The 20,463-nt window shown below is 34.9% G+C and carries 16 protein-coding genes and 2 pseudogenes; 11 read left to right on the forward strand and 7 right to left on the reverse strand.

Annotated elements, in window-relative coordinates:
* The 8 genes and pseudogenes from ACODS7_RS18980 to ACODS7_RS19015 form a co-directional block, all read left to right on the forward strand.
* Positions 1-292, forward strand: a pseudogene (locus ACODS7_RS18980) (hypothetical protein); the annotation flags it as partial.
* A gap of 13 nt (positions 293-305) precedes the next feature.
* A complete protein-coding gene (locus ACODS7_RS18985; RefSeq protein ID WP_016083587.1) occupies positions 306-1,055 on the forward strand; it encodes a C39 family peptidase in 750 nt (249 codons plus the stop codon).
* A gap of 422 nt (positions 1,056-1,477) precedes the next feature.
* Positions 1,478-2,380: pseudogene (locus ACODS7_RS18990) on the forward strand (HAMP domain-containing protein); the annotation flags it as partial.
* Between the two features lie 120 nt (positions 2,381-2,500).
* On the forward strand, positions 2,501-3,319 hold the full coding sequence (locus tag ACODS7_RS18995) for a methyl-accepting chemotaxis protein (protein ID WP_445079659.1): 819 nt from the start codon (positions 2,501-2,503) through the stop codon (positions 3,317-3,319).
* A 78-nt stretch (positions 3,320-3,397) separates the two neighbouring features.
* Entirely contained in the window at positions 3,398-5,002 is a 1,605-nt protein-coding gene (locus ACODS7_RS19000; RefSeq protein ID WP_243168221.1) for a sensor histidine kinase, read from the forward strand.
* A complete protein-coding gene (locus tag ACODS7_RS19005; RefSeq protein ID WP_016083584.1) occupies positions 4,999-5,706 on the forward strand; it encodes a response regulator in 708 nt (235 codons plus the stop codon). Before ACODS7_RS19000 ends, ACODS7_RS19005 begins: the two co-directional genes overlap by 4 nt.
* 122 nt (positions 5,707-5,828) lie before the next feature.
* A complete protein-coding gene (locus ACODS7_RS19010) occupies positions 5,829-7,175 on the forward strand; it encodes a 2-hydroxycarboxylate transporter family protein (RefSeq protein ID WP_243168223.1) in 1,347 nt (448 codons plus the stop codon).
* Between the two features lie 59 nt (positions 7,176-7,234).
* The gene (locus tag ACODS7_RS19015; RefSeq protein ID WP_029441530.1) at positions 7,235-8,434 is read left to right on the forward strand and encodes an NAD(P)-dependent malic enzyme; all 1,200 of its coding nucleotides are present in this window, start codon (positions 7,235-7,237) and stop codon (positions 8,432-8,434) included.
* A 293-nt stretch (positions 8,435-8,727) separates the two neighbouring features.
* Here the strand turns inward: ACODS7_RS19015 and ACODS7_RS19020 are convergent, their stop codons facing one another.
* Both ACODS7_RS19020 and ACODS7_RS19025 read right to left on the reverse strand, forming a co-directional pair.
* Positions 8,728-9,252: a DUF4871 domain-containing protein gene (locus ACODS7_RS19020; RefSeq protein ID WP_029441531.1), complete on the reverse strand. Its 525-nt coding sequence runs from the start codon at positions 9,250-9,252 to the stop codon at positions 8,728-8,730.
* 191 nt (positions 9,253-9,443) lie between these two features.
* Positions 9,444-10,370 carry a DMT family transporter gene (locus ACODS7_RS19025; RefSeq protein ID WP_029441532.1) on the reverse strand — a complete coding sequence of 309 codons (927 nt, stop codon included), beginning with the start codon at positions 10,368-10,370 and terminating at the stop codon, positions 9,444-9,446.
* Positions 10,371-10,490: 120 nt separating this feature from the next.
* Here ACODS7_RS19025 and pdxR point away from each other — a divergent pair, with 120 nt between their 5' ends.
* A complete protein-coding gene (gene pdxR / locus ACODS7_RS19030; protein WP_243168224.1) occupies positions 10,491-11,891 on the forward strand; it encodes a MocR-like pyridoxine biosynthesis transcription factor PdxR in 1,401 nt (466 codons plus the stop codon).
* Between the two features lie 33 nt (positions 11,892-11,924).
* Here pdxR and ACODS7_RS19035 read toward each other — a convergent pair whose 3' ends face one another.
* The 3 genes from ACODS7_RS19035 to ACODS7_RS19045 form a co-directional block, all read right to left on the reverse strand.
* On the reverse strand, positions 11,925-12,437 hold the full coding sequence (locus ACODS7_RS19035; protein ID WP_000351216.1) for a GNAT family N-acetyltransferase: 513 nt from the start codon (positions 12,435-12,437) through the stop codon (positions 11,925-11,927).
* A 145-nt stretch (positions 12,438-12,582) separates the two neighbouring features.
* The gene (locus tag ACODS7_RS19040) at positions 12,583-14,028 is read right to left on the reverse strand and encodes a HAMP domain-containing sensor histidine kinase (RefSeq protein WP_016083578.1); all 1,446 of its coding nucleotides are present in this window, start codon (positions 14,026-14,028) and stop codon (positions 12,583-12,585) included.
* A gap of 65 nt (positions 14,029-14,093) precedes the next feature.
* Positions 14,094-14,765, reverse strand: coding sequence for a response regulator transcription factor (locus ACODS7_RS19045; protein WP_000238956.1), 672 nt, complete (start codon positions 14,763-14,765; stop codon positions 14,094-14,096).
* 330 nt (positions 14,766-15,095) lie between these two features.
* Here ACODS7_RS19045 and ACODS7_RS19050 point away from each other — a divergent pair, with 330 nt between their 5' ends.
* Entirely contained in the window at positions 15,096-15,218 is a 123-nt protein-coding gene (locus ACODS7_RS19050; RefSeq protein ID WP_001085006.1) for a hypothetical protein, read from the forward strand.
* Positions 15,219-15,677: 459 nt separating this feature from the next.
* Here ACODS7_RS19050 and ACODS7_RS19055 read toward each other — a convergent pair whose 3' ends face one another.
* Both ACODS7_RS19055 and fdhD read right to left on the reverse strand, forming a co-directional pair.
* On the reverse strand, positions 15,678-16,184 hold the full coding sequence (locus tag ACODS7_RS19055; protein ID WP_098629105.1) for a GNAT family N-acetyltransferase: 507 nt from the start codon (positions 16,182-16,184) through the stop codon (positions 15,678-15,680).
* A 230-nt stretch (positions 16,185-16,414) separates the two neighbouring features.
* A complete protein-coding gene (gene fdhD, locus ACODS7_RS19060) occupies positions 16,415-17,221 on the reverse strand; it encodes a formate dehydrogenase accessory sulfurtransferase FdhD (protein ID WP_043935536.1) in 807 nt (268 codons plus the stop codon).
* A 300-nt stretch (positions 17,222-17,521) separates the two neighbouring features.
* Between fdhD and fdhF the strand changes: the two genes are divergently transcribed.
* Complete coding sequence (fdhF, locus tag ACODS7_RS19065; RefSeq protein WP_043935534.1) at positions 17,522-20,458, forward strand: formate dehydrogenase subunit alpha; 2,937 nt, start codon at positions 17,522-17,524, stop codon at positions 20,456-20,458.
* Positions 20,459-20,463: the final 5 nt, after the last annotated feature.

Consider the following 20,463-nt stretch of genomic DNA (forward strand, 5'->3'; position numbering starts at 1 on the left):
GGCATATGAAACTAGTAAAATTAAAAAAGACACCAAAAGGTGGCTGAGTAGTTACGCAAAAAAATATCATATTGATTTGTACGGTAAAGATATATATCAAGTGTTAAGAGAAATTAATGAACAAAAGGTGCTACAATTGGCAGATGAGCTTAATATGGACAAAGCGAACATGAATATTCAAGAGCTAACAGAAAAAATAAAAAAAAATCAACCTGAGAGAGAAAAAGAACTAAATTTTGTACCAGTGATTCGAACGGATGCTGACGCATTTTATTCTTATTTAACGAACTAAAAAGGGCGTGAGAGTGATACGGAGGTTTAAGTGGTATATATGTATATCATTACTAGCTATAGCGGTATGGAGTGTATATACAAATGGAATTACAAAGTATGTGGAGAAGTTGACATTCTTCAATATACAAAACGGAAAAGAATCGGAATTTAGTAACAATGATGAAAAGGTCATTTTATCAAGTGTACCATTAATTCAGCAATTACCAGAGCTAGATAGAGGTTGTGAAGTGACAAGCTTAGCGATGATGTTACAATACGCTGGTGTTTCAGTAGATAAGATGACGTTAGCAAATGAAATAAAAAAAGTTAATTTTATAGAAGATGGTGTGCGCGGGAATCCGAATGAAGGATTTGTAGGTAATATTTATACATTCTCTGAATCAGGATACGGTGTATATCATGGGCCACTTTTTCAGTTAGCGGAAAAATATTTACCTAATAAAGCTGTAGACTTAACAGGGAAGAATATAGAAGAAATTTATAAGAGTGTAAAAGCAGGGCAACCTGTAGTCATGATCACAAATGCAACATTTGCACCATTAGATGAAGATGAATTTACTACATGGGAAACAAATAGTGGAGATGTTTCTATTACGTATAATGAACATTGTGTTGTACTTATTGGGTATGATCAGGAATCTGTATATATTCGAGATCCACTTGAGGATAGCTTAGATGTAAAAGTACCGAGAGAAACCTTTGAACAGGCATGGGTACAAATGGGAAGTCAGGCAATTAGTTATGTAAAGAGCGCTAAATAAATTAGGACGAAGATTTTTAGTAATATGACTATAAGGTGAAGGATAAACATTTGAGGATTATAAGAGAAGTTCTATAGAGTAGACGCTGTTAAGAAATAAGAGAACTTTAGCATATATAATGCTAAAGTTCTCTTATTTTTATGATTAAAATACGTATAAGGAATGAATATGCAAAAATGCATAATTGAAGAAAAAATTACATTTTATCATTATATATTGTTTTATACATGTTAATTGTATAAAATGACACAAGTATCCACATTACATAAAGGAGGCTTATTATGCAAAAAATATTTAACTGGGTTAAATGTATGAGTATCAAGAAAAAATTAATCATTTCATTTTTTATTATTTTAACTATACCAGGAATTATTATCGGTGGTGTTTCATATCAAACTGCCAAAACAAATTTTGAACATCAAATGACAGATAAAGCAAAGGAGAATATTTCAGTTTTAAATACTGTTATTTCTCAAAATATAGAAGAGAAATTTGTTGATGCGACGTACTTTGCAGACATCTTAACAGAGGATACATATCCAAATGGACAAGAAGAAATAGTAAGAACGAAGTTAGCACAATATATAAAGCTTCATCCAGAAGTAGAAGGTATTTATATTGGAACAGAGACGGGAAAGTTTATAAGAGAACCATTTATCCAAATGGCTGATGGGTATAATCCAACAGATAGATCTTGGTATAAAGAAGCACATGAAAATAAAGGGAAAGTAATTGTTACTGCGCCATATCAGTCAGCATCTACAAAAAATATGGTAGTGACAATTGCGAAAGAAGTAAAAGATGGTAAAGGTGTTATAGGAATTAATTTAAACTTAGATAACATCTTAAAAATTTCCAAAATGATTAACATTGGTGAAAAAGGTTATGCAGTTATTTTAGATCAAAATAAGCAAATTGTTAGTCATCCATCTAGAAAACCAGGTGCAAAAGTTACTGATCCTTGGATTAAACCAATCTATGAAGATAAACAAGGAAATGTGTCTTATACAGAACAAAATGATAAAAAGAATTTAATCTTTGCAACAAATGAGAAAACAGGCTGGAAAGTAGTTGGAGTTATGTTCGATGAAGAAATTACCCAAGCTGCCAATCCAGTGTTTTATAAGACTTTGATTGTCATTGCTATTGCTATTGCATTTGGTAGTGTATTAATTTATTTCATTACAAAGTCTATTACAAGGCCATTACGAAAAATAGCTGAATCGGCATATAAAATTAGTAAGGGAGATTTAACAGAGAAAATTACAATCCATTCCAAAGATGACATAGGGAAATTAGGGGATTCATTTAATGAAATGTCTACGTCTTTACAAGATGTTATTACCCAAATTAGCTTTTCAGCAGAACATGTTGCAGCATCGGCAGAAGAGTTAACAGCGAGTGTACAGCAAGCAAATGATGCGACAGACCAAATTACAATTGCAATGGAACAAGTATCAGGTGGCGCTGAATCACAAAGTCAAGGTGTTGAAGAAGGGGCGGCTACATTACAACAAGTAAATACAGCAATTCAAGATGTAACTGGCAGCGCAGAGTCAATTTCTATTTCCTCATTACATGCGCGAGAAAGAGCTGAAGAGGGAGAAGATTTAGTTGAACAAACCGCAAAACAAATGCAATCTATTTCTAGATCGGTATCCGAGTCAGATGTTATTATTAAACTTCTTGATGAGAAATCAAAGCAGGTAGGAGCTATTTCTGAAGCAATTCAAAACATCGCTACTCAAACGAACTTATTAGCTTTGAATGCGGCTATTGAAGCAGCAAGAGCAGGTGAACAGGGACGAGGATTTGCTATTGTAGCAGATGAGGTTAGAAAATTAGCAGAGCAATCAGGAGAGTCATCTGGAGAGATTGCAAATTTAATTGCAGAAATTAAGGCGGATATTGAACATACTGTTAAGGCAATGGATAATGTGAATGGAGAAGTCCAAGAAGGCCTTGATGTTGTAACAAAAACGAAAGTAAGTTTTACGGAAATTTTAAGTTCTACTACACATATTGTTTCTCAAGTTAATCAAATGGTAGAAACAACGAAGAGAATTGCTGGAGATGCAAATGAAGTGACAAATGCTATTGATGAAATTGCAGCTGCTGCAGAAGAAAATACAGCTAGTATGCAAAGTGTTGCAGCTTCAACAGAAGAACAGGTTAATTCCATGGAAGAAATTAGTTCAGCTTCGCAAAACTTAGCTGAGATGGCAGAAGAACTACAAGCGATGACTAGTAAATTTAAAGTATAATAACAGCAGATAAGTAAGGTGAAAATAATATCACCTTACTTATTTTTCTATTCAGCAATTAGGGGAGTCATTAATGGGATGAAAAAAAGAAAAAGACTATGGAATTTATGGAAAACGATTACATTGTTAGTTTGTACAGTTGTAATTTTTTCTTTACTTGTGACAGATATATTAATTAGTCATAATGTGGAACGGACGACGGAGGATAGCCAAGCAGAGAAAGCAAAAACAATTGCACACATTGTGGCGAATGATTCGATTGTAATAGATGGTCTGGTTGGGAAAGCAGATACCTCTGCAATCCAAACGTATACAAATAGGATATTAAAAAACACAGGTGTTCAATTTATTGTAGTTATGGACATGGATGGAATAAGAAAACCTCATCCAGATCCTCAAAAAATAGGTCATCATTTTATTGGCGGGGATGAAGGGCCTGTATTGAAAGGAAAAGAACATGTATCGTTAGCAGAAGGAACTTTAGGTATTTCCATGCGCGTGTTTGTACCAATATTTTCTGAAACAGGTGAACAACTTGGAGCAGTGGCCGTTGGTATTTCAGCAGATAATGTAAAAGAGAGAGTTAGGGAAAGTAGATATATCATTTATATTGGTGTCGGAGTTGGCGTGTTAGTCGGGATTGTAGGAGCGATATTACTAGCTAGACATATAAAGAAAAGTTTATTCGGTCTTGAGCCGCACAGGATAGCAAAAATTCTTGAAGAAAGAAATACGATGCTACAATCTGTAAAGGAAGGTATCATTGCTGTCGATAAAGAGGCTAGAGTAACGCTAATTAATAATGAAGCGAAACGTCTATTTAAAAAAAGCGGACTTGAAGAAGATTTTATCGGTAAAGATGTTGAGTTATATATGCCAAATTCACGTATAAAAGAAGTATTGCAAACGGGAGAAGTACAATTAAACGAAGAACAAAATATTTACGGAATTACGATTGTGACGAATCGAGTTCCTTTATATGTAAAAGGAGAAATAGTTGGTGCAATTGCAACATTTCGTGATAAAACAGAGATTAGAAAACTAGCAGAGGAACTAACTGGTATTAGACTATATGCAGAAGCATTACGGGCACAATCTCATGAGTTTATGAATAAGATGCATGTCGTATTAGGGCTTACACATATGAAACAGTATGAAGAATTACAGAAGTATATAAGCGGCATGGTATCAGAGCATCAATATGAAATTGGTGGAGTTATGAAAAAAATAAAAAGTCCAGTATTTGCTGGTTTTTTACTCGGTAAGCTCAGCTATGCTAGAGAGAAAAATATAAAATTAATTATAAGTGAAGATTCTTATATGCCGGAAATAGATGATGAAAGTATTACTCATGAACTTATTACGATTGTGGGAAATTTAATTGATAATGCATTAGAGGCAGTGACGAATTGTGAAAAGAAGCGAGTTGAAGTTGAGATACAACATGGGGATATATTAACTATTACAGTACAAGATACGGGAAAAGGTATACAAGAAAAAGAAATAGAGGAATTATTTACGAAAGGGTATTCCACAAAGGGAGATAACCGCGGTTATGGCCTGTATCTTGTAAAAGAAAGTATACAGCGAATAAATGGGGAAATTCATATGCATTCATTAGTAGGAAAGGGAACAACGATAACGATTGAAATACCTAAAGGTAGGGATGAGAGGCAAATATGATTAAAGTTTTAATTGTAGAAGATGACCCGATGGTAGCAATGTTAAATACGCATTATTTAGAGCAAGTAGGAGGGTTTGAACTTGTTCAAGCAGTTAACTCAGTAAAGTCAGCGATAGAAGTATTAGAGAAATCACGAGTAGATTTAGTATTACTTGATATTTTTATGCCTGAAGAGACTGGCTTTGAGCTTTTAATGTATATTCGGAACCAAGAAAAAGAAATCGATATTATGATGATTTCAGCTGTACATGATATGGGGAGTATTAAAAAAGCATTACAATATGGCGTAGTAGATTATTTAATTAAACCATTTACATTTGAACGATTTAAAGAGGCATTAACTATATATCGAGAAAAACTTACTTTCATGAAAGAACAACAAAAAATTAGTCAATCGGAATTAGATTCGTTAATTTTACAAAAAGAAAAAAGGGAGCCTATTGTCACGAAAGAGCTTCCGAAAGGGTTAACGAAGCAAACGTTGCAATTAATTTGGCAGAAGATCGAGTCGCTGAATGGAAGAGTGTTTACAACAGATGAAATGGCACAATTAGTTGGAATTTCAAGAGTTTCTATTCGAAAATATGTAATGTTTTTGACTGACATTGGGGTGTTAGAAAACGAAATGATGTACCAACATGTGGGAAGACCTGTAAGTAAATTAAGATGTGTTGATCAAAAGAAAATAGAGTTTTACGTATAAGCGACTTAGTATAAGTCGCTTATACTTTTTTTAATTACAAAATCAATTACAAAACTTACAAAAACTATTTTTACTATTGAAAGCGTTTTAATATTGTTATTAAGAAAACGAGGGGGTGCCATATGGGAATTCAAAAGAATGTGGAAGCGGTATCATTTTCTGAAGGAAATGAAGTACAAGGAGAATCTTTCACTTCTAAAATTATGAATGTAAAAATCGGTGTTATACCTTTACCGTTATATGTAGTATTGGCTGCTATTATTTATGGGGCATCTGTATATAATAAATTGCCAGCAGATATGATTGGTGGATTTGCAGTTATTATGATTATGGGGATTTTCTTAGGAGATATTGGGATGAGAATTCCAATTTTAAAAAATATCGGCGGTCCAGCAATACTTTCGTTATTTATTCCATCATTACTTGTATTTTTTAACTGGATGAATCCAGCTTCAATGGAAGCTGCGACTATGTTAATGAAAAAATCGAACTTTTTATATTTATATATTTCTTGTTTAGTAGTCGGAAGTATTTTAGGAATGAACCGTAAAGTGTTAGTACAAGGTTTCGTTCGTATGTTTATTCCTTTAGTAGTAGGGACGTTAGCTTCTGTAGCAGTAGGATTATTGGTCGGTTCATTATTTGGATTTGAAATGAAGCAGACATTCTTCTTTATCATCGTACCAATTGTGAGTGGTGGTATCGGGGAAGGGATTTTACCATTGTCGCTAGCTTATAGTGATATTTTAAATGAATCATCAGCAACGTTTGTATCACAGCTTATTCCAGCAGCTATTATTGGAAATATGTTCGCAATTGTAAGTGCAGGGTATATGAAGTGTTTAGGTGAGAAGAAACCGGAGCTTAGTGGTAACGGTGTATTAGTGAAAACAGACAATCAAGCAGAATTATTAAAAGAACAAAATACAGAGCAGCCAATTGACTTCTCATTAATGGGAGCAGGTTTATTAATTGCGTGTACGTTCTTCATCTTCGGAGGATTTGCTTCTAAGTTCATCGGTATTCCTGGGGCAATCATTATGATTTTCTCAGCAGCACTTGTGAAATATTTTAAATTAATGCCAGCAAAAATGGAGCAAGGAGCATTCCATTTATATAAATTTATTTCGAAGAATTTAACTTGGCCTTTAATGGTTGGATTAGGATTGCTATATATTCCGTTAAAAGACGTAGCAGCAGTTCTTTCAGTAGGATATGTTGTTGTGTGCGCATCGGTTGTTCTTACGATGGTAGCATCAGGTTTTCTTGTAGGGAAAGTGATGAAAATGTATCCAGTTGAATCGGCGATTGTAACTGGATGTCATAGCGGTTTAGGTGGAACTGGAGATGTTGCTATTTTATCAGCTTCAAATCGTATGGAATTAATGCCGTTCGCGCAAATTTCGACTCGTTTAGGCGGGGCAGCAATGGTTGTAACAGCGACAATATTATTAAAAATGTTTTCATGATCAAACAAGCTAGCTATATTCATATAGCTAGCTTGTCAAATTAAGGGGCGATTATAAGTATGTTAGAAAATGAAATTAATGAAAGATCATTGTTATTGCATAAAGAATTAGTAGGGAAAATTGAAATTACAAGTAAAGTAGAAGTAAATTCAGCGGATGATTTAAGCCTGACGTATACACCAGGTGTAGCGGAGTCTTGTAAGGCAATTGCGGCAGATGAAGAAACAGTGTATGACTATACAGCACGTGGCAATATGGTGGCAGTTGTTTCAGATGGAACAGCGGTACTCGGCTTAGGAAACATTGGACCGAAAGCGGCAATGCCTGTTATGGAAGGAAAAAGTATTTTATTTAAGAAATTTGCGAATGTAGATGCTTTCCCATTATGTTTAGGCACAACGGATGTAGATGAAATCGTTACCCTTGTAAAAAATTTAGAGCCTACATTTGCAGGGATTAATTTAGAAGATATTGCAGCACCGCGTTGTTTTGAAATTGAAAAACGATTAAAAGAAGAAACGAATATTCCTGTATTCCATGATGATCAACATGGAACAGCTATTGTCGTTTTAGCAGCTGTTATTAATGCATTAAAAGTTGTTAGCAAACAAATGGATAATGTGAAAATCGTTATTAACGGTGCGGGTTCGGCAGGAATTGCAATTGGAAAATTATTATTAAAGGCTGGTGCAAAGCACATTACGTTAGTTAGCTTAGAAGGTATTGTTTGTGAAGGTGAAACATGGATGAACGAAGCGCAAATTGAAGTTTCAAAAAAGACAAATCGTGAACATGTGCGTGGAACGTTAAAAGAAGCGATTCACCAAGCTGATATTTTTATTGGCGTATCTGCTCCTAACGTATTAACGAAAGAACTTGTACAGACGATGAGTGAGAAAGCAATTGTATTTGCAATGGCGAATCCAATTCCAGAAATCTTCCCGGAGGATGCATTAGAGGCTGGGGCAGCTGTAGTAGGAACTGGGCGCTCGGATTATGCGAATCAAGTAAATAATGTATTGGCGTTTCCCGGAATATTCCGCGGTGCGTTAGATGTGCGCGCGACTGATATTACAGAAGAGATGAAATTAGCGGCAGCATATGGGATCGCTAACATTATTACGGACGAAGAACGTAATGCGAATTATGTAATCCCGAATCCATTAGATAAAAGAGTTGTTCCAAGTGTTGCAGAAGCAGTAGCGAAAGCAGCTATTGATTCAGGCGTGGCGCAAATTACGAAAATACCAAGTTATTAATAGCTAAAAGCAGTGCCTAAAAAGGCACTGCTTTTTTGAGATAAGAAATCAAAATAATGAAGAAGTGTAGAATTATTTATGTTTCTTCACTATTTATTTAATTCCATTGCAACTTGTTTACCATTCACTAAAACCTCAGTTACTGCTACGATCACTTCTATCATTTTTTTCATCTCTCATCTCTCCTCGTTTCATTTCTTACTTTAAGTATAAGAGAAGAGAGATAATTCAACTATCGAAGTACATGACGTAGAAATTACATTGTTGTAAGAAAGTGGTTTATTTTTGTCACTTTACTCAGCGGTGATTACAAACTGATCATAATATTTTTCATTCACGTATATATTTAATAGCCATAATCCAGATGAAGGTAGTGACATAGTGAGAGGGAGTTCGTTTGTAGTAGAATCGATTGTATTTGAAGTAGTCCACGTTTGCTTGGAAATTTCTTTTTGAAAGAGTATTGGTATTGGAGTTACAGATCCTTGTTTTAGCGCAATAATAGACAATTTTCCAGTTGGTATTTCAGAATCTAGAAAGTACCACATTATTTCATTTTGTTCATTTGCGATAATAGGACTATCAGCCATTGCGATTTTTCCTTCGATGCCTTTTAAAGGTATTTTTCCGTCTATGAATGAGGGTGCTTCTTCCCAATTTACATCTTTTAAAACACTAAGGTGAAAGAAGGAAGGTGCGTTCACTTGAGTGGATGACGTTGTGACAGCTTCTGTTTTAGGTGCTTTTGAATCAGGTTGTGCTTGTGCGCATCCAGTGATGAGGAAGGAGAGAAGTAGCATAGTTCCGATTTTTTTCATGGTGCCACACTCCTAGTTTTTATTGTTAGTGTAATTGTATTTGCTAGAAGGCGGGACAATTCCTTTAAAGTATAAAAAGAGGTCGTAAGTTTTGTACGACCTCTTTTGACATTTTTTATCTCGTAAAAGCCCGATTGGTGTAGGTTAATAATCAGTGGGAGATAGCATCCCCCACTGATTAAAGTTTTACTTTATACTTGTTCCGTTGTATAGGTTGGTTCGTTTTCTTTTTGAGGCATCGTCAAAAAAATAACGGACAGAACGATACATACGCCGCCTAATAATTGATATGTTCCAAAAGATTCATTTAGCCAAGTGATTGAAACGATGGCAGCTACAAGGGGTTCAATGCTAGATAAAATGCTTGTTTCTGTTGCTGCTAAATATTTAAGACTACCGATATATAGAAGGAAAGAAAGGGTACCACTAATAATGATAAGAATAAGCATAGAAAAAGTTTTTAGTGTAAGGGTTTGTGAAAATTGATTCCACCCGAATGAACGATTATAAATAAGTAGTGCAATTCCTCCGATTAACATCCCCCAACCAATTACTACAGTTGTCCCGCATTCTTTAATGAGAGAAGCCGGATGAAGGGTATAAAATGCAAATCCGATTGCTGTTAATAGTCCAAAAATAATAGCCTCTTTAGATAAAACAATATTTTCAATTGAGCCATTTGTAATAATAAAGTATGTTCCTATTAGCGCGGCTATAATTGCGAATAGTTGCATGGAAGCAGGGAATTTTCTTTGTTCAAATGCAACGTACACGGTAATAAGAACAGGACCTAGAAATTGAAATAGCGTTGCTGTGACGGCGTTACTAATATGAACCGTTTCGATAAAGGCGTATTGCGCACCAAGCATGCCGAGAATAGAGAAAATAATAAGTTGTATAGAATATCTAGGGTGTTTCCAAATTTGAAATATGTTTTGTTTCTTTATAAGTAAGAAAGACAAAATAAATATTCCTGCAAGCAACAATCGAATTGTTAAAAAATCAATTGAGGATACATTAGTATGCTGAAATAGCCACTGAATCATTGGACCAGATAATCCCCATAATGTAGCCCCTGTAATAATCATAATGAGTCCGATACGTCTATTATTGTTCATGATCATGTTTCTCCTCTCAGGTATTTGATTTTTTATGTGTGACATGATAAAAGGAATTATATATAAAATCTGGTACTGTAAAAAGTATCAGATTTTAGTTTTATTAAGGGGTCAGATATTATGTTAGAATTAACGCCTAATTTAAATATGAATAGTAAAAAGGCATTGTATGTGCAATTGTATGAGTATATAAAAAAAGAGATTAAAGATGGATCGATTGTCCCTTTTACGAAATTACCGGCTAAGCGAAAGTTAGCGATACATTTACAAGTAAGTAAAAATACAGTAGAGGCAGCGTACGAACAATTACTTGCAGAAGGTTATATTGAGTCGGTGTCGAGAAGAGGTTATTTTGTTTGCGAGATTGAGCAAATTGTTCATGTAGAAGATAGAGGAGAGAGAATAGGAGAAGTATCGTTTCAGGAGAAGAGTTACAAATTTGATTTTACACAAACAGGAATTGATACAAATGCTTTTCCATTCAATATGTATCGGAAAATTGTAAATGAAGTATGGCAGCCGCATAATAATAACCTTCTCTTTCTGGGACACCCCCAAGGGGAATTGAGTGTAAGGGAAGAGATTACGAAATATTTGTATGAATCTAGAGGAGTGCGTTGCTCAGCTAGTCAAATTGTATTAGGAGCGGGGACACAAATATTAGTGAAACTACTTTTTCAATTGTTAAAGGGAAGCAATTATGCAGTTGAAAATCCAGGGTATCATAGGAAAATGGTCGTTTTTGAACAGGGAGAAACAAGGGTCCAAATGTTATCTTTAGATAGAGATGGAATTTGTATTGCAGATTTAGAAAATAGCGATGCGAATGTTGTATTTGTTACACCTTCTCACCAGTTTCCTTATGGAATGATAATGCCTATTACGAGAAGGATGCAGCTTTTACAATGGGCAAAGAAAGAAGAGGGTAGGTATATTATTGAAGATGATTACGATAGTGAATTTCGCTATTCGGGAAAGCCTATACCAGCGCTGCAAGGGTTAGATACAGAGGGGAAAGTTATTTATATGGGTACGCTATCTAAAGCATTATTACCATCGTTACGGATGAGCTATATGGTGTTGCCGAAGAAATTAATTAAAAGGTATCAGCAGCAATATTTATTTTATACACAAAGTGTTTCAAGAATAGATCAAGAAGTGATTAGAAGATTTTTAAATGAAGGATATTGGGAAAAACATATTCATAAAATGCGTGTTGTCTACCGAAAGAAGAGAGATCGACTTGTTTTTGAAATAGAGAAGTATTTCTCTAATCGTGTTGAAGTGATAGGAGAAGATTCGGGATTACACATTTTATTAAAAGTGCATAATGGAATGCGGGAAGAAGAATTAATTCAAGAAGCTGCGAAATATAGTATCAAAATATATCCTGTGTCTACGTACTATAAAGACGGTACGGCGCCTGAGAGTGTAGTTTTACTTGGGTTTGCGATTTTATCAGAAGAAGAAATTGCGAAAGCGATTCAATTATTAAATACAGCGTGGTCTAGAAAAAAGTAAAAAACATCCTCATATAGGAGAGGATGTTTTTTGTTATTTATTTTCATCTAAGAATAAGACCATATGCTCTTCGTCCCAATATTGTCCATTATATTTTAATGAACGTTCTTGTACACCGAATGTTTTAAAACCTAATGATTCATAAAGTTTTTTTGCTCCATCGTTGCCAACAACAACATCAAGCATAACTTGTTCTACTTCTAAAGATTTAGCAAGTTCAAGACATTCTTTAATAAGTGCTTTTCCTGCTCCAAGTCCGCGTGCTTTTGGAGACACATATACAGAACCGATTTTAGCTTTATGTTCCTGTTTTACATATGGTTTCGTTTCCAGCGTTGCAACTCCGATTAATTGTCCATCTTTAAATGCACCTAGCGTATAGTTTTCATCTTGTGCTAATTTTTGTGCTTTATATTCAATCGCACACTCTTTATTAATAATATCTTCATAAGAAGAGCTGAAAGCTTCAGGGTTTTGCTTTAATCCTTCTACACGAAGTTCTAAGTAAATTTCCGCTTCGTCTTTTGTTAATACATGGATATCCAATTATATCACCCTCCAAATCTTTGCAAATGTACCTTTATTTTATATTGAAATAAGAATAATTTCAAAAGCTTAGCTTATATGAGCTGATTTTATGAACAAAATAACACCAGTAGTGTTTACTACTACTGGTGTTTTCACACACATATTATTCAAAAGGTAGCTCAATTATAAAGTTTGTTCCTACACTTAATTTGCTTGTTACTAGAATGGAACCGTTATGCAATTCCACAATTTCTTTTGCAACAGCTAGCCCGATGCCTTTTCCACCTGTAGCTCGTGTTCTAGATTTATCGACACGATAAAAACGGTCAAAAATATGCGGGATATCTTCTTCAGGAATACCTTCACCTTCATCTTGTACACTTATTGTAAAAGAATCTGTTTCCGTGAGTACACGTATCATAATAGACGTGTTTTCTGGCGAATGTTGATAAGCGTTGTGTAATAAATTTAACATAACTTGTTCCATACGCCTTTCATCTATGCAAACTTCTAAATCATCTTTGCAATATACATCAAGTTGCATTTGCTTATTTGTTAATGTTGTTTTTGTTTTTTCTACCATTCGTTCTAAAAATGGCTGAAGAAGTACTTTTTGTTTTTTTATAACAAATTGGTGTTGTTCTAATTGTACAAGCATAAATAAATCTTGGACGAGATCGGTTACACTATCCGTTTCATCCTCAATGATTTGTAAGTATTCTTCTCGCTCCTCTTTTGTTAAAGAGTCTCTCTTTGCTACCTTCGCATAACCTTTCATATAGGTCAATGGAGTTAATAGTTCATGAGCGACACTAGCGAGAAATTCATTGCGCTCTTTTTTCATATACGTAAGTTCACTCGATAAATCTTCAATTGTTTTTGCTAAGCTTCCAAGTTCATCATTCCGTTTAATACCTAATTGAATTGGCCTATTTAATTTTGACATTTTTTCTGTTGCCTTCTTCATTTTTATAAGCGGTTCAGTAATAACACGAGAAAAAACAAAGACAGAAATAGTCGTTAAAATAATCGTCAAAATACTAATGATAAGAAATTGATGCAGTAGTTTAAGTAACATCTTTTCTAAGAAAGAGGTCTTTAATAACATATATAAATTACCTTGAAATCCTTGAATTTCAAGTGGACTTACTGTTGAAATGAATTTTGATTTTTTCCAGTTTCTTTCTACAATTAACCCGCTATTTGGGATAAGTTCTGTTTTACAAGTAAGTTGTTTTTTCATTTCTTTCGTTACGGGTTCGGAGTTAGAAATAATTTTGCCGTTATTGTCAGTTATAACGATTGTTATATCAGTATTAGCAATTAATTCGGAACCGATTAAATCTTCAGCCGCATGTTCGATAGTGAAATCCTGATACCGAGGATGTTTAGGACGTTCTGTGTATTGCTGTTGTTTAGAATATTCATTCCATCTTGCACGGTTTACAATCTTATCACGATACCGATTACCTTTCTCTAATAGAGCATCGGTTTCTTCTTTCACACGCATTGTTGATATGCTTTTATAAAAAGATACGAAAGCAATTGTTTCAATACATAAAGCTAATATTAAAAAGTATGTCCCAATTTTAAGGGAAAGTTTACTCATTTTCTCACCATACCTTATTCATAATAAAGAGTCAGTGGTATACGATTTCCCACTGACCGAAGTAATTATTCACTTTTCCATTTATATCCGACTTTATAGACCGTTTCTAAGTAATCTTCAATTGGAAATCCTTTTTTGCGTAGTTTATCACGGATATTACGAATGTGTGAATCAATGGTTCTATATTCGATATCTGTTTCATAACCCCAAATTTTCTCGATTAAATCATCTCGGCTATAAGCACGGTTTGTATTTTGCAAAAATAGCCCGAGTAACGAAAATTCGATAGGTGTCAATGAGATTTTTTCATCATAAACTGTGACAGTATGTTTCGTTTTATCCCACTCAATACCATTGAAACTAACAAAGCCATCTTTTTTTGTACGGCGTAATATAGCCTCGATTCGTGCGACTAATACATGCTCATCAAATGGTTTTGTAATATAGTCATCTGCCCCCATAGTAAGGCCTTTCACCATATCGTAGTTTTGGTTGCGAGCTGTTAACATAATGATAGGAACGTTGGAAATTTGACGAATTTGATAGCAAGTATCCCATCCATCCATATTAGGCATCATAACATCTAATAAAATAATATCGAATTCTTTTTGTTCGATTAATTTTAGTGCTTCAAGGCCAGAGGTAGCTTTCATACAAAAATAGCCGCGAGGGCTTAAGAACAGATCTAATAATCGCAACATACGTTCTTCATCGTCTACTAATAAAATTTTTACCATAATCTTGTGCACCCCAAACTGTTCATTCTACTTGTATAGTTTACATGAAAATAATAAAAAACTCTTTTTATGTGATTGAATGGAGGGCTGATTTTTTCGCTCAGAGTAATTGACATAAAAAATGCACTAGTTTTGCACAACTATTTTTTATAATAGAAAACGTAGCGACACAAAATACCCTATGTTGCGACATAACGTCATGTCATTTTATTTATAAAATGACAATTCCATTCTATTGTGTATGTGAGATAGAGAGGGTTTTCGTATTCACCTCGCATCGGATAAGAAAAATTTCCTATCTCACACTTTTTTTAAAAGGAGATCATACACATGAATTCAAAAGAAGAAATTTCAAAAAAAGAAAAGCAAGATCGTAATACGGTTGTAATGTGTGTTGCCGTATCTATGGTTATTATTATAAGTTGCGTAAATAAAATTTTGGGGATTTTATAATATAAAAAAGCTGATTGCTTCTTAAAGAAGCAATCAGCTTTTTTCGTTGTTAGGGGGAGTGTTCATATAATAAACCAAGGTAAAATTGCTAATCCAGAAGTTATAATTGCTGTAGTAAATATTAAAAGCATAGCTCGTTTGTTTTGTTTCATGTCACATTCTCCTCTACATATCAAGTACATGCGATCAGTGTGAGAGGGGGTTCCACACTGAGTAAAGTTTCATTTTATATTTTTAGTATAATGAATGGTAAGGATTGGTACGATCGATAAAGGTGACATGAAGATTACATTGTTGTAATGAAAAAAAGCATCTTTCTTATTAAGAAAGATGCTTTTTGAAAACTACCCCGCTGTTTGTGGGCAGTAACTGCCCGTAAAAGTCCGATTGGTTCAACTAATACTCAGTGAGGGGTGGAAAAATCTTCCACCGAGTAAAGTTTCACTTTATATTGAAGTATTAATCATTTAAGAACAGAACCATATGTTCCTCGTCCCAATATTGACCGTTATGTTTTAATGAACGCTCTTGTACGCCGTAAGTTTGGAAACCTAATGACTCATATAGTTTTTTGGCACCAACGTTACCAACTACAACATCGAGCATGAGTTGTTCTACATGTAATTTATTGGCATTTTCAATAATTGCTTTAATTAGAGCTCGTCCTGCTCCGAGACTACGTGCTTTTGGAGAAACAAAAACGGAGCCAATTTTTGCTTTATGTTCTTGTTTAATAAATGGTTTTGTTTCTAAAGTAGCGATACCAATTAAATCATTATCTTTGAAGACACCTAGAGTATACTTATCCGGATTGCTTAATCGTTTAGCCATAGCAGCCACAGGATCTTCATGTTTAAGAACATCTTCATAAGAAGAGCTAAAAGCTTCCGGATTCTTCGTTAAACCTTCCATACAAACTTTTAAATATATTTCTGCGTCCTCTGTTGTTAATAAGCGAATTTCCATAGTTGTAACCTCCCTGGTGGATTTCAAATAAATCCATTACTTTTTATAAGATTGAGTATGTGTTTTTTGTTAGTATTCTCTTTTAATTTGTAAAAGAATGAAAAGATATATGCTACAATGTTTTGTTTTAATTGTGTAATGAAATTATATATTAACTTTATTAACTATTCAAGTGTTTAATATATTACATTTTTATAACTAAAATAACTCCTCAATTGAGGAGTTATTTTTTAAACATTGGATTGATAGCCATCAATTCGTATTGGATGTGTGTAAATATTACAAGATTCATTTCTAATAAACCCTACAACTGTAATGCCTAAATCATGTGCAAGCTGCAATGCCAGTTTTGTTGGAGCGGATTTAGATAGAACAATTTCACATCCGATTTTTGAAACTTTGAGTAAAATTTCAGATGAAATACGTCCGCTAAATGCGATGATTTTTCCTTTAATGGATATATCGTTACGCAAACAATGACCATATATTTTATCTAATGCATTATGTCTTCCAATATCCATTCTTGATAGGAGGATATTGTTTCGATCACATAGCGCGGTATTGTGAACACCGCCAGTTTGGCGAAATGTAGTAGAAGATTGTTGCAAGGTATTCATTAAGTGAAAGCATTCTTCAGGAGTAATTTTTACATGTATATCATGTAAGTCTTTTGCTTTTGCTGCGTCGTTTACGAAAATAAAACCTTGTCTACCTTTTCCGCAGCAAGAAGTGATGTATCGTTTATTATATAAAGTTTGATAGAGCGGATTCACTTTTGATGATTTTACATGGACAATTCCGTTATCCTTTTGAACCCATAGTTCTTCGACATCTTTATAGGAAGAAATAATCCCCTCAGAAATTAAAAAACCAATTACCATATCTTCAATATAATTTGGTGTGCATACGACTGTTACATATTCTTCACCATTCAATTTAATAGTAATAGGAGATTCTGTAACAATCTCATCAAGTTGTTTTGAAAATGTACCAGATTGATAGCGTACAATTGTATAAGTCTCTTGCGTAGGCCCCATATTTAATTCCCCTTTTATATGTATTTCTCTCCCACATTTATCATAAAACAATGGGAAAAATAAAAACACCTATTAGCAAGAAGATCACAGATTATTTTGGTTATTATTGTATATGTACGATATAATAGAACTGTAGAATAGTGATATTTTCAAGCTTTCGTAGTTATACCTTATAACATCTAGAATCGACTTCATAAGAAAGTATTTGGGTAGAGCGTTTCAAAAATATGTACAGTAATGCGATTTTGAAAACGGATTCATAATTGTGTTGTACAGTTGGTTGTAAGGAGAGGGGAAACTATGGCAGAACAGACAGTCCGTGTAACCGTCGATGGTAAAGAATTTTCTGCATCAGGTGAAAAGACGATACTACAATTATTTAACGAGAGTAATTTGGAACATCCTCAAATTTGTCATGTACCAGAAGTAGATCCAATTCAAACTTGTGATACGTGTATTGTAGAAGTAAATGGAAAGTTATTGCGTGCTTGTTCAACAAAATTAGAGAACGGTATGCATATCGAAAGACAGTCCCGGCGTGCAAAAGAGGCACAGACTGAGGCAATGGATCGAATATTAGAGAATCATTTATTGTATTGTACCGTTTGTGATAACAATAATGGTAACTGTAAAGTCCACAATACAGTACATATGATGGGGATTGAGGAACAGAAATATCCGTATGAGCCGAAAGTAAGTGCGTGTGAAGTGGATATGTCACATCCATTTTATCGATATGATCCAAATCAATGTATTGCTTGTGGGCAGTGTGTAGAAGTATGTCAAAACTTACAAGTGAATGAAACTATATCGATTGATTGGAGCTTAGACCGTCCACGTGTTATTTGGGACAATGGTGTAAGTATAAATGACTCGTCTTGTGTAAGTTGTGGACAGTGTGTAACAGTATGTCCATGTAATGCGTTAATGGAAAAAACAATGTTGGGTGAAGCTGGATTCATGACTGGATTGAAACCGGATGTGTTAGATCCGATGATTGATTTTGTAAAGGATGTAGAGCCTGGATATAGTAGTATTTTAGCAGTTTCAGAAGTAGAGGCTGCGATGCGTAAGACGAAAGTGAATAAAACAAAAACAGTTTGTACATTTTGTGGTGTAGGTTGTTCATTTGAAGTATGGACGAAAGACCGCCACATTTTGAAAGTACAGCCTGTTTCAGATGCGCCGGTTAACGGTATTTCCACATGTGTAAAAGGCAAATTTGGATGGGATTTTGTAAACAGTGAAGATCGAATTACAAAGCCATTAATTCGCCAAGGAGATATGTTTGTTGAAGCTTCATGGGAAGAGGCTCTTGAAGTTGTTGCATCCAATATGCAGCATATTAAATCAGAATATGGCAGTGATGCATTTGGGTTTATTTCCTCTTCGAAAGTAACGAATGAAGAAAATTATCTTATGCAAAAACTAGCCCGTCAAATATATGGAACGAATAATGTAGACAACTGTTCCCGTTATTGTCAATCTCCAGCAACAGATGGTTTATTTAAAACTGTCGGTATGGGCGGGGACGCTGGAACAGTGAAAGATATTGCGGAAGCCGGCCTTGTCATTATCGTTGGAGCAAATCCAACAGAAGGACATCCTGTACTTGCAACTCGTGTAAAACGTGCTCATAAATTACATGACCAAAAATTAATTGTGGCGGACCTTCGTAAACATGAAATGGCAGAGCGTGCGGATTTATTCATTCATCCGCGCCAAGGAACTGATTACGTATGGCTCGCTGGTATTACGAAATATATTATTGATCAAGATTGGCACGATAAAAAGTTCATAGCTGAAAATGTGAAGAATTTTGATGAATATAGCAAAATGGTAGAAAAGTATACGCTTGATTATACAGAAGAAATTACGGGGATTTCGAAAGAAAATCTGAAAGAAATGGCTCGTATGGTATATGAAGCAGATGGTACTTGTGTACTTTGGGGAATGGGTGTAACTCAAAATACTGGAGGAAGTACAACTTCAGCAGCAATTTCAAATCTATTGCTTGTTACGGGTAACTATCGTCGTCCTGGTGCAGGAGCATACCCATTACGCGGACATAATAACGTACAAGGTGCTTGTGATATGGCAACATTACCAAACTGGCTTCCAGGTTACCAAGCAGTTTCAGATGATGCGCTCCGTGCGAAATTTGAAACTGCATACGGTACTACAATTCCGAAAGCACCAGGGTTAAATAATATTGCAATGTTACTTGCGGCAGATGAAGGAAAACTGCGTGGTATGTATGTTATGGGTGAAGAAATGGCTTTAGTAGATTCGAATGCCAACCATGTACAACATATTTTAGCGAATTTAGATTTCCTTGTTGTTCAAGATATGTTCTTGTCGAAAACAGCTCGTTTTGCTGATGTTATTTTACCGGCAGCACCAAGCTTAGAAAAAGAGGGAACATTTACGAATACAGAGCGCCGTATTCAAAGATTATATGAAGTATTGAAGCCGCTTGGTGATTCAAAGCCAGACTGGTGGATTTTACAAAAAGTAGCTCGTGCACTTGGCGGGGACTGGAATTATGAAAGTCCAAGTGAAATCATGGATGAAATTGCATCGCTTGCACCTTTATATTCTCAGGCGACATACGATCGTTTAGAAGGATGGAATAGTTTATGTTGGGGTAGCCATGATGGTAGCGATACACCACTATTATATGTGGACGGATTTAACTTCCCAGATAAACTAGCTCGTCTATCATTAGATGAATGGGTACCACCAGTTGTAGCGCCAGATGAGTATGATTTACTTTTAAATAATGGTCGTATGTTAGAACATTTCCATGAAGGGAATATGACGAATAAATCGGCTGGTATTTTATCTAAAGTATCTGAAGTGTTCGTTGAAATCTCGCCTGAACTCGCCCTAGAGCGCAATGTGAAAGATGGTGGTCTTGTAGAATTAGCATCACCATTTGGGAAAATTAAAGTACAGGCACTTGTTACAGATCGTGTAACGGGGAAAGAGCTATATTTACCGATGCATGCAACGGTAAATGAAGAGGCAATCAATATTTTAACTGGAACGGCGACAGATCTTTATACGTGTACACCAGCGTACAAACAAACGATGGTAAAGATGCGTGTACTACGTGAAAAAGGGAATCGTCCGTTACCATCTTCAAACCCGAGAGATAAAAAGCGTAATCCGCAAAACGGTGTTGAAATCCAGCAAAAATGGCAAAGAAAACAATACGTATCACTTGTGGACTAGGGGGC

The organism is Bacillus sp. FG16, assembly GCF_057809515.1.

What these genes read in the sequence shown, in the direction of transcription:
- ACODS7_RS19010 (WP_243168223.1), top strand. Translation starts at nt 5,829, where the DNA reads ATGGGAATTCAAAAGAATGTGGAAGCGGTATCATTTTCTGAAGGAAAT.
- ACODS7_RS19025 (WP_029441532.1), bottom strand. Translation starts at nt 10,370, where the DNA reads ATGAACAATAATAGACGTATCGGACTCATTATGATTATTACAGGGGCT.
- ACODS7_RS19005 (WP_016083584.1), top strand. Translation starts at nt 4,999, where the DNA reads ATGATTAAAGTTTTAATTGTAGAAGATGACCCGATGGTAGCAATGTTA.
- ACODS7_RS19015 (WP_029441530.1), top strand. Translation starts at nt 7,235, where the DNA reads ATGTTAGAAAATGAAATTAATGAAAGATCATTGTTATTGCATAAAGAA.
- ACODS7_RS19050 (WP_001085006.1), top strand. Translation starts at nt 15,096, where the DNA reads ATGAATTCAAAAGAAGAAATTTCAAAAAAAGAAAAGCAAGATCGTAAT.
- ACODS7_RS18995 (WP_445079659.1), top strand. Translation starts at nt 2,501, where the DNA reads ATGGAACAAGTATCAGGTGGCGCTGAATCACAAAGTCAAGGTGTTGAA.
- pdxR (WP_243168224.1), top strand. Translation starts at nt 10,491, where the DNA reads ATGTTAGAATTAACGCCTAATTTAAATATGAATAGTAAAAAGGCATTG.
- fdhF (WP_043935534.1), top strand. Translation starts at nt 17,522, where the DNA reads ATGGCAGAACAGACAGTCCGTGTAACCGTCGATGGTAAAGAATTTTCT.
- ACODS7_RS19040 (WP_016083578.1), bottom strand. Translation starts at nt 14,028, where the DNA reads ATGAGTAAACTTTCCCTTAAAATTGGGACATACTTTTTAATATTAGCT.
- fdhD (WP_043935536.1), bottom strand. Translation starts at nt 17,221, where the DNA reads ATGGGGCCTACGCAAGAGACTTATACAATTGTACGCTATCAATCTGGT.
- ACODS7_RS19020 (WP_029441531.1), bottom strand. Translation starts at nt 9,252, where the DNA reads ATGAAAAAAATCGGAACTATGCTACTTCTCTCCTTCCTCATCACTGGA.
- ACODS7_RS19045 (WP_000238956.1), bottom strand. Translation starts at nt 14,765, where the DNA reads ATGGTAAAAATTTTATTAGTAGACGATGAAGAACGTATGTTGCGATTA.
- ACODS7_RS19055 (WP_098629105.1), bottom strand. Translation starts at nt 16,184, where the DNA reads ATGGAAATTCGCTTATTAACAACAGAGGACGCAGAAATATATTTAAAA.
- ACODS7_RS19000 (WP_243168221.1), top strand. Translation starts at nt 3,398, where the DNA reads ATGAAAAAAAGAAAAAGACTATGGAATTTATGGAAAACGATTACATTG.